General features: G+C 73.5%; 14 protein-coding genes. 3 read left to right on the top strand and 11 right to left on the bottom strand.

What is annotated here, in order from left to right; all coding sequences use genetic code 11:
• Positions 1 to 139: 139 nt before the first annotated feature.
• Positions 140 to 901, bottom strand: a complete 762-nt coding sequence (locus AC3X7Z_RS17110; protein ID WP_489976687.1) for a class I SAM-dependent methyltransferase — start codon at positions 899 to 901, stop codon at positions 140 to 142.
• A gap of 47 nt (positions 902 to 948) precedes the next feature.
• Here AC3X7Z_RS17110 and AC3X7Z_RS17105 point away from each other — a divergent pair, with 47 nt between their 5' ends.
• Complete coding sequence (locus AC3X7Z_RS17105; protein WP_489976686.1) at positions 949 to 1,434, top strand: flavodoxin family protein; 486 nt, start codon at positions 949 to 951, stop codon at positions 1,432 to 1,434.
• The gene (locus tag AC3X7Z_RS17100) at positions 1,431 to 2,237 is read left to right on the top strand and encodes a septum formation family protein (protein WP_186341738.1); all 807 of its coding nucleotides are present in this window, start codon (positions 1,431 to 1,433) and stop codon (positions 2,235 to 2,237) included. Before AC3X7Z_RS17105 ends, AC3X7Z_RS17100 begins: the two co-directional genes overlap by 4 nt.
• 15 nt (positions 2,238 to 2,252) lie before the next feature.
• Here the strand turns inward: AC3X7Z_RS17100 and era are convergent, their stop codons facing one another.
• From era to AC3X7Z_RS17055, 9 genes are all read right to left on the bottom strand, one after another.
• Complete coding sequence (gene era, locus AC3X7Z_RS17095) at positions 2,253 to 3,239, bottom strand: GTPase Era (protein WP_489976714.1); 987 nt, start codon at positions 3,237 to 3,239, stop codon at positions 2,253 to 2,255.
• Positions 3,240 to 3,318: 79 nt separating this feature from the next.
• Complete coding sequence (locus AC3X7Z_RS17090; protein WP_489976685.1) at positions 3,319 to 4,095, bottom strand: siderophore-interacting protein; 777 nt, start codon at positions 4,093 to 4,095, stop codon at positions 3,319 to 3,321.
• A gap of 20 nt (positions 4,096 to 4,115) precedes the next feature.
• Entirely contained in the window at positions 4,116 to 5,414 is a 1,299-nt protein-coding gene (locus AC3X7Z_RS17085) for a class I SAM-dependent methyltransferase (protein ID WP_186341736.1), read from the bottom strand.
• Positions 5,411 to 6,784, bottom strand: a complete 1,374-nt coding sequence (locus AC3X7Z_RS17080) for an FAD-binding oxidoreductase (protein ID WP_186341735.1) — start codon at positions 6,782 to 6,784, stop codon at positions 5,411 to 5,413. Before AC3X7Z_RS17080 ends, AC3X7Z_RS17085 begins: the two co-directional genes overlap by 4 nt.
• Before the next feature lie 62 nt (positions 6,785 to 6,846).
• Positions 6,847 to 7,203, bottom strand: a complete 357-nt coding sequence (locus AC3X7Z_RS17075; RefSeq protein WP_489976684.1) for a cytidine deaminase — start codon at positions 7,201 to 7,203, stop codon at positions 6,847 to 6,849.
• 9 nt (positions 7,204 to 7,212) lie between these two features.
• Positions 7,213 to 8,541 carry a hemolysin family protein gene (locus AC3X7Z_RS17070; RefSeq protein ID WP_489976683.1) on the bottom strand — a complete coding sequence of 443 codons (1,329 nt, stop codon included), beginning with the start codon at positions 8,539 to 8,541 and terminating at the stop codon, positions 7,213 to 7,215.
• A 1-nt stretch (position 8,542) separates the two neighbouring features.
• A complete protein-coding gene (gene ybeY / locus AC3X7Z_RS17065) occupies positions 8,543 to 9,004 on the bottom strand; it encodes an rRNA maturation RNase YbeY (protein WP_186341732.1) in 462 nt (153 codons plus the stop codon).
• Positions 9,001 to 10,089 carry a PhoH family protein gene (locus AC3X7Z_RS17060; protein ID WP_489976682.1) on the bottom strand — a complete coding sequence of 363 codons (1,089 nt, stop codon included), beginning with the start codon at positions 10,087 to 10,089 and terminating at the stop codon, positions 9,001 to 9,003. Before AC3X7Z_RS17060 ends, ybeY begins: the two co-directional genes overlap by 4 nt.
• A gap of 129 nt (positions 10,090 to 10,218) precedes the next feature.
• Entirely contained in the window at positions 10,219 to 10,572 is a 354-nt protein-coding gene (locus AC3X7Z_RS17055) for an HIT domain-containing protein (protein WP_186341730.1), read from the bottom strand.
• A gap of 86 nt (positions 10,573 to 10,658) precedes the next feature.
• Here AC3X7Z_RS17055 and AC3X7Z_RS17050 point away from each other — a divergent pair, with 86 nt between their 5' ends.
• Positions 10,659 to 11,618, top strand: coding sequence for a Gmad2 immunoglobulin-like domain-containing protein (locus tag AC3X7Z_RS17050; protein WP_489976681.1), 960 nt, complete (start codon positions 10,659 to 10,661; stop codon positions 11,616 to 11,618).
• Between the two features lie 135 nt (positions 11,619 to 11,753).
• Here AC3X7Z_RS17050 and AC3X7Z_RS17045 read toward each other — a convergent pair whose 3' ends face one another.
• Positions 11,754 to 12,494, bottom strand: a complete 741-nt coding sequence (locus AC3X7Z_RS17045; RefSeq protein ID WP_489976680.1) for a 16S rRNA (uracil(1498)-N(3))-methyltransferase — start codon at positions 12,492 to 12,494, stop codon at positions 11,754 to 11,756.
• Position 12,495: the final 1 nt, after the last annotated feature.

The following is a 12,495-nucleotide window of genomic DNA, read 5'->3' as shown; positions in this document are numbered from 1 at the left end:
CGCGCCACACTCCGCAACGAGGGGGCCGGGTCAGGCCTCGCTGCGGCGGCGAAGGAGAAGGCTGCGCATCATGACGCAGACATGCTAGCCCGTCTCCACGACGGCGCGCCGCCCGGCTCCCGGGTCGTGAGACGGGGGGTCAGGCACGGCCGCGGGCGGCGTGCGCCACGGCGGTGATCTCGAACGGTCCCGCGCCGAGGCGACGACGCAGCACCGACTCGAGGTCCCGGCGCCCGTCGGGGCCGAGCGCGGCGACCGCCTCCCCTGCCGGACCGACGCCGTGGAGGTAGGGCTCCCACCACTCCTCGAAGCTCGGATGGGTGACGCTCACGTCGATCTCCACCGACTCGACGTCGTCGAGCCCGGCGTCGGCCAGGATCGCCACGAGCGACTCGCGGGAGCTGCCCGGGAGGTCGCCGCGCTCGCCCGGATGGTCCGGCCTGAGCTCGGCCACCGCCTCCCACAGCGGCCACATCGGCGCGCGCGAGCCGGCCAGGTCCCACACGGTGGCGCCGACCCGGCCGCCCGGCCGGGTCACCCGGGACATCTCCGCGACGCCCGCGACGGGGTCGGTCATGAAGTGCACCACCAGACAGGCGGCGGCGACGTCGCACGTGTCGTCGCCGAACGGCAGGGACTCGGCCGTTCCCAATCGCACGTCCACGCCGGGGAAGCGCTCGCCGCACGCCGCGACGAAGGGCTCGGACGGATCGATCGCGCGGACCCGCTCGACCCCCAGCCGCTCGACCAGCACGCCGGTCAGCGCTCCCGGCCCGGAGCCGACGTCGACGGCCTGCTGCCCGGGCGACACCTCGAGCCAGTCGGCCAGACGCGCCGCCAGCGGCCGCGAGTACCGCCCCATGAAGCGGTCGTAGGTCTCACCCGCCACGTCGAACGTCATGCCTCGACGGTACGCCGCGCACAGGCTGGGTGAGTAGCCTCAGCCCCGTGCCGCGCCTGCTGATCGTCCACCACTCGCCGACGCCGTCGGTCGCCACGCTGACCGAGGCGGTCGTGGCCGGCGCCTCGGACGAGGCGATCGAGGGTGTCGAGGTGGTCGTCCGCCCCGCGCTGGAGGCCGACGCCGACGACGTGCTGGCCGCCGACGGCTACGTGCTCGGCACCACCGCCAACTTCGGCTACATGAGCGGCGCGCTCAAGCACTTCTTCGACTCCATCTTCCTGCAGGCCGGCGGTGCGCTGACCGACGACGGGTCGGCGGCGACGGTCGACGGCGGCCCGAAGCCGTTCGGCCTCTACGTCCACGGTCGCTACGACACGACAGGGGCGGTGCGCTCCGTGCAGTCGATCGTGGGCGCCCTCGGCTGGCGGCAGAGCGCACCGGTCCTCGAGGTGCTCGGCGACGTCGGCGAGCCGGAGCGCGAGTCGGCGTACGAGCTCGGCGGCACGATCGCCGCCCTGGTGATGGGATGAGGCGCGTGCTCGTGGCCGCGGCCGCCGCGCTCGTGCTGTCGGGATGCACGTCGGGGCCGACCACGCCCGACGACGATCCGACGCCCTCGGGATCGCCGACCTCCGCCGGGAGCGAGCCCCGGGCGGACCCGGGCCCACGGCCCAAGGTCGGCGAGTGCCACGCGCTCACCTTCCGCCAGGCCGTCGCGGTGGTCGGCCGCACCGCGCCGGTGGCGTGCCGCAAGCCGCACACCGCCCAGACCTACTTCGTCGGCCGGCTCGACCTCACCACCAAGTCCGGCTTCACCCGGCGCGTGGACTCCGGTGCCGCCCAGCGGCAGATGAGCCGGGCCTGCACCCGGCGGCTCCCCGCCCACCTCGGGCGTACGCCCCGCGAGCTGCGGCTGCGGATGGTGCGCGCGGTCTGGTTCAGCCCGAGCCAGGCACGTGCCGACGTGGGCGCCGACTGGTTCCGGTGCGACGTCGTGGCGGTCGCGGCACCCCGCCGGCTGCTGCGCCTGCCGCGCCGGACCACGGGGTGGGCGGGCCCCGCGATGTGCGCCACGGCGCCACCCGGCACCCCGCGCTTCGAGCGGGTCGCGTGCAGCGCGAGGCACTCGTGGCGGGCGGTCGCCACCGTCGACATCCCCGGCAAGCGCCTCCCCCGGCGCCCCGCGATCACCGACCGGATGGAGCCGGTGTGCCGCAACGCCGCCGCCGGCCGCACCGACGACCCGCTCGACCTCACCTGGTCGCAGGAGAGCCCGACCCGCGCCCAGTGGGCCGCCGGCCAGCGCTACGGGATCTGCTGGGTGCCCGCCTGAGCGCGGGCGAGCCGGTCAGAAGCCCAGCTTGCGCAGCTGGCGCGGGTCGCGCTGCCAGTCCTTGGCGATCTTGACCTGCAGGTCGAGGTAGACCGGGGTGCCCAGCAGCGCCTCGATCTGCTGACGAGCGGCCGTCCCGACGGCACGCAGGCGCGAGCCCTTGTGGCCGATCATGATGCCCTTCTGGGAGTCGCGCTCGACGTAGAGGTTGGCGACGATGTCGAGCAGCGGCTTGTCGTCGGGGCGCCCCTCGCGCAGGCCCATCTCCTCCACCACGACGGCGATGGAGTGCGGCAGCTCGTCGCGCACGCCCTCGAGCGCCGCCTCGCGGATCAGGTCGGCGGCCAGCGCCTCCTCGGGAGCGTCGGTGAGGTCGCCGTCGGGATAGAGCGGCGGACCCTCCGGCAGCAGCTTGACGAGCAGGTCGGCGAGCAGGTCGACCTGGTCGCCGGCGACCGCCGACACCGGGACGATCTCGGCCCACTCGGTCTTCGTCTCCTCACCGAGCGCGGCGATGTCCATCAGGTGGTGGGCGAGCTGCTCGGGCGTCACCAGGTCGGTCTTGGTGGCGACCGCGATGCGCACGGTGCGGCGCACCTTGGCCAGCTCGGTGACGAGGAACCGGTCACCGGGCCCGATCTTCTCGTTGGCCGGGAAGCACACCGCGACCACGTCGACCTCGGCCCAGGTCGTGCGGACGAGGTCGTTGAGCCGCTCGCCCAGCAGGGTGCGCGGGCGGTGCAGGCCGGGGGTGTCGACGAGGATCAGCTGGGCGTCGTCGCGGTGCACGATGCCGCGCACGACGTTGCGGGTGGTCTGCGGCTTGGAGGACGTGATGACGATCTTCTGGCCCACCAGCGCGTTGGTCAGCGTCGACTTCCCCGCGTTGGGGCGCCCGACGAAGCTGGCGAACCCGCTGCGGTAGCCCTCGGGCGCCTCGTAGAACGCGCCGGCCGGGGCGACCCCGGAGAGGTCGAAGTCGTCGTCCAGCTCGTCGTCCATCTCGTCGTCCAGCTCGTCGTCGTCCTCGTCCGGCTGGTCGTGCGGCTCGTCGTGCGGCTCGTCGTGCGGCTCGTCGTGGTCAGCCATCGGTCGTCTCCCTGGCGGCGTCGTAGTCGGCCCAGATCTGCTCATCAGTCTTTCCTGCTGCCGTGCCTGCGCGCCAGATCGGGCCGGGGTCGACGGCGCGCGGCTGGCGCCCGGCCGTGGCGCGCCAGTAGCCCATCACGTCGTAGTGGCTGGTCGGCAGCCCGACCTCGCGCATCAGGTGCTTGCGGATCGCGCGCATCTGGGCCGACTCGCCCGCCATCCAGAAGTAGCCCTCGCCCTCTGGCCAGTCGATGCCTTCCACGACCTCCGCCAGCGCGCTCTGACCGGGGGCGGGCGGGGTGAGCCAGGTGACGTCGACGTCGGCGGGCAGGTAGCCGGCGAGGTCGTCGGGCACCTCCGCGAGGACGCGGGTCGGCAGCTCCGGGTGGGACTCGGTGATGCGGGCCATCGCGGGCATCGCGGTCAGGTCGCCGACGAGCAGCAGCCACCCGGCACCGGGAGGCGGGGCGAACGACGCCTTGGGCTCCGTGACCGTGACCGTGTCGCCGACGCAGTCGCGCATCGCCCACTCGGTGACCAGGCCGACGTCGTGGACGACGACGTCGAGGGTCAGCTCGCCGTCAGTGAAGGACCGCACGGTGTAGTAGCGGCTCTGGAACTGCCCGGGCACCACGAGGCCGACCCACTCGTCGGGGACGCCCGTCGAGACGAACCCGTCGAGCCCGTCGAGCACGAGGCGCACGAGGTGGTCCGACAGCGACTCCCGGCGGCGCACGGTCGCCTGGAACTGCGCTGCGCGGGTGCTCACCAGAGGAGGCTATCGGTGGCTCACCAGTGCGGACGCATCGGGAAGTCGGAGCGGCCGTCGTCGTGGTTGCGAGTGGCGAGGACCTGGTGCAGCTCGACCTCGTCGCGCTCGAAGCCGAGCCGCGAACCGGCGATGTAGAGGCCCCACACCCGGGCCGTGCCCTCCCCGACCTCGGCCACGCACTCGTCCCAGTGCTCGACGAGGTTGCGGTTCCAGTCGCGGAGCGTGGCGGCGTAGTGCGGGCGCAGGTTCTCGCTGTGCTGCACCTCCAGGTCCTGGTCCTGGGCGGCCGCGATGATCGTGCCCGAGGCGATGAGCTCCCCGTCGGGGAACACGTAGCGGTCGATGAACCGCCCGGTCTCCCGGCGGGTGTTATGGCGCCGGGTGATGCAGTGGTTGAGCAGCCGCCCACCGGGTCGGAGCCGGTCGCGCAGGTGGCGGAAGTAGCTCGGGTAGTTGCGCACGCCGATGTGCTCGGTGAGCCCGATCGAGCTGACCGCGTCGAACCCGGTCTCCGCCACGTCGCGGTAGTCGAGGTGGCGCACCTCGGCCAGGTCGCCCAGCCCCTCGCGGTCGATGGCCTCCTTGGCCCACTGGGCCTGCTCGAGCGACAGCGTCACCCCCAGCGCGCGTACGCCGTGCTCGCGGGCCGCGTGGCGGACCATCGTCCCCCAGCCGCAGCCCACGTCGAGCAGGCGCTGGCCGGGACGGAGGTCGAGCTTGCGGCAGACCAGCTCGAACTTCGCCGCCTGCGCCTCCTCGAGCGTCGCGTCGGGTGTCTCGTAGAGGGCGCACGTGTAGGCCATCGAGGGCCCCAGCACCATCTCGTAGAAGCGGTTGGACACGTCGTAGTGGTGCGCGATGACCTCGGCGTCGCGGGTCATCGAGTGCCGCAGCCCCTCCACCGCGCGCCGCCACCGCGGCAGGTGCTCCTGCGGCGGCGGGGCCGGCGGTCGGAGGTGGGCGAGTCCGAGGTCGCGGGCGATGTGCAGCGCCTCGGACGGCGTCGGCACCCGGAACCGCGTGTGGTCCTTGAGCAGCGCCAGTGCGTCGTAGGGGTCGCCGGGGTGGACGCCCGAGAGGTCGAGGTCGCCGCTGACGTAGGCGCGGGCCAGGCCGAGGTCGCCCGGCGCCGTCATCACGTAGGCGAGCCCGCGCTCGCTGCGCAGGTGCATCCCCACGCCGGCGTCGGGCGGGCCGGCGCTGCTGCCGTCGTAGGCCGTGAAGAGCAGCGGCAGCCCTCCCCGCACGAGCCGGTCCATGGCGTCGCCGATGGACATCCGTCCACGCGCGCCCGAGCCGAGGTCGGAGCTGGTCATCGTCGTCGCACCACCTTGTCGTAGAGGCAGGTCAGCCGGTCGTCGGGGTCGTGCACGGCCTTGACGCGGGCCAGCTGCGCGCCGCCGTAGAGGCGGTCGAACTCGTCGGGCGGGTAGAAGGCCTCGGAGTAGAGGCTCTTGTGGCCGCCGAGCTCGGAGACCTTCGCCTCGATGGCGCGGTTGCGGGGCGACGAGGGGGCCTCCGGCCCGACGTTGACGATCCCCCAGAAGCCCACGTTGACGTAGGTCGTGCCGGCGCTCAGCGGGTAGCCCGGCCACGGGCGCTCGCCGTCGGCCTCCCCCGAACGGCGCAGCCGCAGGGGGCACAGCCACACCGGCCGCATCCCGACCTCGCGGTCGAACCAGTCGAGGAACTCCGCGAGCCGCTCGACCGGCACCTCGACGTCCTGCACGACGCGCTCGCCCTGCGGCCGGCCCGCACGTCGGTCGAGCCGGTCGGCGACGCCGAGGCGGCGGTCGAGCGCGACGAGCTTCCAGTAGACGTCGGAGCGGCGCAGCCGGCGCGGCCACACCCGGCGCACCACCGGGTGCTGGGCCCCGAACGCCCGCGAGCACCAGAACCAGTCGGTGTCCCAGCGCCAGAGGTAGTCGTGGACGGTGAGCCGGTCGGTGGAGCGCTGCTGCAGGGAGCGGTAGAAGACCTGCCGGCCCGTGTAGTCACTGGTCGGGCCGGGGGCGTCGGTCCACCGGGCGAGGGTGAGGTAGAGCTCGTCGGGCGCGAACGCGACCCCGTCGAGGGCGTCGACCCGCTCGCCCTGCCACGCCCGGTCGCGGACGACCTGCCCGACCCCGTCGGCGAGCGCGGCGGGGCCGTCGAAGCGCACGTGGCGCAGCGCGACGTACGACGGGACCGGCTCGAGCTCGATGCGCAGCCGGGTGGCGTAGCCCAGTGAGCCGTAGGAGTTGGGGAACGCGTCGAACAGCTCGTCGCCGGGCTTGGTCGTCACGATCTCGCCGGCCCCGGTGAGCACGTCCATCTCGAGGACCGACTCGTGGGGCAGGCCGCTGCGGAAGCTCGTCGCCTCGATCCCGAGCCCGGTGACCGCGCCGCCGAGCGTGATGGTGCGCAGCTGCGGGACCACGAGCGGGATGCGGCCGTGCGCCAGCGTCACCTCGACGAGGTGCTCGTAGGTGCACATGCCCTGTACCTCGGCGACGTCGCCGTCGACCTCGATGACGCCGGTGAGCCCGGAGACGTCGAGACCCGGGCCGGCGTCGGAACGGCCGCGGAAGAGGTTGCTCGTGCGCTTGGCCAGGCGGACCGGGGCGCCGGGCGGCACCGCGGCGTACGAGGCGACGAGCCTCGCCGTCCCAGCGGCGTGCTCGGCCCATCCGACGGGGGTGCGCACGCGCCCACGCTAGCGAGACGAGGCGACGTCCGCGAGGCTCACGGGCCGATCGGCCGGGGTCCTCAGGTGGCGAGGGTGCGGGCGAGGTCTCCGCGGGCGTCGCCCACGTGGACGGGCACGCCCGGGCCGGCGAGGTCGCGGACCGCGTCGAGGCCGGGGTCGCCGTCGAGGAGCACCACCGCCGCCTCGAGGCCGCTCGCCCCCGACGAGAGCGCCATCGCCACGCACACCTCCAGCGCGGAGAGGGAGAGGTGCTCGAGCCGCACGCTCGCCGCGGCGTAGGTGCGGCCGTCGAGGTCGCGCACCGCGGCTCCCTCGTCGGCGCGTGCCCTCGCCCGGGTCGCCCGCGCGAGGGTCACCAGCTTGGCGTCCTCGGCGCTCAGCGCGTCCGGGGAGCCGGCGGGCCGGTCGTTGCTCATGGCAGCACCCTAGTGAGCGCCCGAGCGTCCCGCCGAGGTGACCGGGTGGTCGTCCTCGGCCCCCTGCTCCTCGTCGGCGAGCACCGTGACCAGGACGGTCTCGATCTTGTTGCGACGTCCGGTGGCGCGCTCGGCCTCCAGCCGCAGGCCGTGGCACTCCACCACGGACCCGGGGATCGGCACCTTGCCGAGGTGCTTGGCCATCAGGCCGCCGACGCTGTCGACGTCGTCGTCCTCGACCGCGAAGCCGACCAGCTCGTCGAGGTCGTCGACCGGGTAGCGCGAGGAGACGCGGATGGCGCCGCCCTCGACGTGCTCGACCTCCACCTCGTCGTCGTCGTACTCGTCGGTGATCTCCCCGACGATCTCCTCCAGGACGTCCTCGATGGTGATCAGCCCGGCCGTGCCGCCGTACTCGTCGACCACGACGGCGATGTGCTGGCGCCGGGCCTGCAGCTCGCGCAGCAGGTCGTCGACCGGCTTGGAGTCGGGGACGTAGTGCACCGGGCGCATCACCTCGTCGACGCGCTGGGTGAACTCCACGTCGGGCGCCTCGAAGTCGCGGCGGACCAGGTCCTTGAGGTAGGCCATCCCCACGATGTCGTCGAGGTTGTCGCCGATCACCGGGATGCGGGAGTAGCCGCTGCGCAGGAACAGCGAGAGCGTCTGGCGGATGTTCTTGTGGCGCTCGATGTAGACCACGTCGGGGCGCGGCACCATCACCTCGCGGGTGATCGTGTCGCCGAGCTCGAAGACCGAGTGGATCATCCGCCGCTCGCCGGACTCGATGATCGCGCCGGCCTCGGCGAGGTCGACGAGCTCGCGCAGCTCGGTCTCGGTCGAGAACGGGCCCTCGCTGAATCCCTTGCCGGGCGTGATCGCGTTGCCGAGCAGGATCAGCAGCGCCGGGATCGGGCCGAGGATCGTCGTGACGAGGGAGAGCGGGCCCGCCGAGGCGAGCGCCACGCGTACGTCGTGCTGGCGACCCACGGTGCGCGGCGCGACGCCGATGACGACGAACGAGACGACCAGCATCACGCCGATGGTGGTGAGGAACGTCGGGACGGGCGAGCCCTGGTAGGCGTCGCGCGCCCACGTGGCCACCAGGACGATGGCGCTGATCTCGCACAGCAGGCGCATCAGCAGCGCCGTGTTGAGGTAGCGCGCGGGGTCGTCGAGGAGCTTGACCAGGCGCACCGCGCCGGGTCGCCCCTCGGCCTTCAGCTCCTCGGCACGCGCCCGGGAGAACGCCCCCAGCGCCGCGTCCGCCGCGGAGAACAGGCCCGCGAGGACGACGAGCAGGGCGGCCGAGCCGAGCTGCCAGATGTCAGCGGTCATGTCAGGCGGGATCGGCGGTGGAACGCCACTTGTCGAGCAGCTCGCCCTGGAGACCGAACATCACCGCGTGCTCCTCGGGCTCGGCGTGGTCGTAGCCGAGGAGGTGCAGGATGCCGTGCACCGTCAGCAGGTCGATCTCCGCCTCGCGGCCGTGACCGGCCTCCTCGCCCTGCCGCCCGGCGACCGCCGGCGCCAGCACCAGGTCGCCGAGCACGCCCTCCTCGGGCTCCTCGTTGACCTTGCCGGGGCGCAGCTCGTCCATCGGGAAGGCGAGCACGTCGGTCGGCCCCTCCTTCTCCATCCACTGGCCGTTGAGCTCGGCGATGGTGTCCTCGTCGACGGCCTTGATGCACAGCTCGGCCTGCGGGTGCACGCGCATCTGGTCCATCACGAAGCGCGCCAGCTGCGAGAGGCGGCGCACGTCGACCTCCTGGCCGGACTCGTTGAGGACCTCGATGCTCATCGCTTGCTCCGCGGGCCGGACGTCGCGCCGCTGGACTTCGGGCCCGCCTGCGGGCCCGACTTCGGCGCGCCGGTCCTCGGACCGGGGCGGGTCGCCTCGCGCTCGGCGTCGAAGACCTCGTAGGCCTCCACGATGCGTCCCACCAGGCGGTGGCGCACGACGTCGGTGCCGGTGAGGCGGCAGAACGTGATGTCGTCGACGCCGTCGAGGATGCCCTCCACGACGCGCAGGCCCGACTGCGTGCCCGAGGGCAGGTCGACCTGGCTGGTGTCGCCGGTGACGACGATGCGCGAGCCGAAGCCGAGCCGGGTGAGGAACATCTTCATCTGCTCGGGCGTGGTGTTCTGCGCCTCGTCGAGGATGATGAACGAGTCGTTGAGCGAGCGGCCGCGCAGGAACGCCAGCGGGGCGACCTCGATGGTGCCGGCGGCCAGCAGCTTGGGGATCGTCTCGGGGTCGACCATGTCGTGCAGCGCGTCGTAGAGCGGGCGCAGGTAGGGGTCGATCTTCTCGCTGAGCGTGCCGGGCAGGAACCCGAGCCGCTCCCCCGCCTCGACGGCCGGCCGGCTCAGGATGATCCGGTTGACCTCCTTGGCCTGCAGGGCCTGCACGGCCTTGGCCATCGCGAGGTAGGTCTTGCCGGTGCCGGCGGGGCCGATGCCGAACGTGACGGTGCTCTTGTCGATCGCCTCGACGTAGCGCTTCTGGTTGAGCGTCTTGGGCCGGATCGTGCGTCCGCGGTTGGACAGGATGTTGAGGCTCAGCACGTCGGCCGGCCGCTCCTGCGTCTCCGTGCGGAGCATCTGGATGATCCGCTCGACCGTCTCGCCGGTGACGCCCTGGCCGGTGCGCACCAGCGTGACGATCTCGTCGAGGAGCCGCTCGGCCGTCGCCACCTCGGCGGACTCCCCGGCAAGCGTGATCCGGTTGCCGCGCACGTGCACGGTGGCCTCGAAGGCCCGCTCGATCAGCCGGAGGTGCTCGTCACCGGGCCCCAGGACGGAGACCATGTCGATGCTGTTGGGGACGACCACGGTGTGGGTGGGTCGGTCCTGTGGGGTGCCGGGTTGGTTCGTCGCAGTCATGGATGCCCGTGTCGGGCGGCCTTCCGGGTCGATGGCGGAGCCCTCCCATGCTACCGACCGGGAGGCGTCCGGCCCACCTCGTTGTCGCCCCGCCCCGCGACGGCGCCCGCGCGAGGGGCGACGCGGGGGTCAGACGAGGGACTCGGACAGCCGCGAGGTGCCGCCGAGCACGTGGAGGTGGGTGTGGAAGACCGTCTGGCCGGCGCCCGCACCGGTGTTGGCGACCAGGCGGTAGTCGTCGTTGCCCGACGCCCGCGCCACCTCGTCGGCGAGGGACACCAGCCGACCGATGACGGCGGGGTCGGCGGCCGCGGAGGCGGCGGCGTTCTCGTGGTGCTCCACCGGGACCACCAGCACGTGGAAGGGCGCCTGCGGGTGGAGGTCCCGGATGGCGATGGCGTGGTCGTTGCGGGCGAGGACCTCGGCGGGGATCTCCCCGGCGACGATCCGGCAGAAGACGCAGTCGTCGGACGTGGTGCTCATCGCCCCAGCCTAGGGTCTGCCCGGGCGTGCCCGTGGGCGGCGTGTGACCCGTCGTCCGGGCCGTCGGCCCCACTACCGTGAGCGCCATGACCTCCCCCGGACCCGTACGACGCTGGGTCGGCGCGGCCGCCGTCGTCGTGGCGAGCACCCTGTCGCTGGCCGCGTGCAGCGCCGACCCCGCCCCGGTCTCCGGAGAGGCGAGCCAGCCCACCGCGACCGACGACGCGCAGCCGTCCTCCCCGGGGTCGCCGACCGGGTCCCCCACCTCGTCGGGGTCACCGTCCGGGTCGTCCGGGTCGCCGTCTGCGCCCTCCGCTGCCGGCACGGCCGTCCCGGTCTACTTCGCCGGCGACGGACCGGGCGGGCGCACCGTGCTGTTCCGCGAGTTCCACCGGGTGCAGGGCGACCCGCTCACCGAGGCGGCCCGGCTGGTCGCGGGCGGCGGCCAGCCCGCCGACCCCGACTACCGCACGCTCTGGCCGGGGGTGGAGATCTCCTCGGTGCGGGCGACCGATGGTGTGCTGCTCGTGGAGGTGCCCGCCGACGGGTTCACCGACCGCCCGGACGGGATGTCGCGGCGCGACGCCCGCCTCGCGCTCCAGCAGCTGGTCTACACGCTGCAGGGCGTGCAGCAGGAACGGGTGCCCGTGGTCGTCCGCCGCCCGGACGCCGAGCCGCTGCTCTTCGGCCTCCGCACCGACCGCGAGCTCACCGCGGCCAACGCCCTGCGCACCCTCAACCTGGTCAGCATCACCTCGCCCGCCGAGGGCGACACGGTCACCGGCGACACCCTGACCGTGACCGGGGTCGCCAACTCCTTCGAGGCCAGTGGGCCGTGCCGGCTCCTGCAGGGCGGCACGGAGATCGCGCTCGAGGGCTACCGGGCAGAGGCCTGGATGGACAAGCGGCTCTTCCCGTTCGAGGTGGACCTGCCGCTCGGCGACGTCTCCGGTGAGGTCGTGGTCCAGTGCGAGACCGACGACCCCACGGGTGGCACCGAGGGCCCCGGCCCGGCCGTCGACACCAAGACGATCACGGTCAAGTAGCCGTCACCCGGGCGGCGTCCCGCGCGGCCGGCCGATGCGTCCCGCGCGTGTCGGACAGGAGGAAGTCGCCGAGGTCGTACGCCGGGAGGCGCTGTCGTACGCCCGCCCGGCGGGTTCGTCCTGTCGGACGCGCCGTCAGGCCCAGCGGTTGGTGCGGGCGAGCACCGCGGCCACGGCGACGACCCCGGCGGTGGACGTGCGCAGCACCTCGGCCCCGAGGCGTACGACGTGGGCGCCGGCGTCGGCCAGCACCGCGAGCTCGTCGGGGCTGATGCCGCCCTCCGGTCCGACGACGAGCACGATCCGGCCTGCTTCGGGGACCTCCAGCGCACCCAGGGGCAAGGTGGCGTCCTCGTGCAGCACCAGTGCGAGGTCGGCCGCGGTGACCAGGGCCGCCAGGTCGGCCGTGGTCGCCAGCGGGGCGACCGTGGGCAGCCACGACCGGCGCGACTGCTTGGCTGCCTCGCGGGCGGTGGCCTGCCACTTCGCGTGCGACTTCGTCGCCCGCTCGCCCTTCCACACCGCCACCGAGCGCGACGCGGCCCACGGGACGATGCGGTCGACGCCGACCTCGGTGAGCACCTCGACGGCGAGCTCGCCGCGCTCGCCCTTGGGCAGCGCCTGGACGACGGTGATGGCCGGCTCGGGGCGCTCGTCGTGGGAGACGTCCTCGACAGTGACGGCGAAGACCCGCTTGCCCGTCGACGCAACCGACCCCGTGGCGCAGGTGCCCCGGCCGTCGGTGAGGACGACCCGCTCACCCTCGCGGAGCCGGCGTACGGCGACCGCGTGGTGCGCCTCGTCGCCGCTCACCTCGACGAGCGTGCCGGGCGCTGCTCCGTCCAGCGACTCGACGAGATGGACCGGGAGCGACACC

The organism is Nocardioides sp. Z24_21, assembly GCF_058134345.1.
This window is presented reverse-complemented; position numbering and strand designations above follow the sequence as displayed.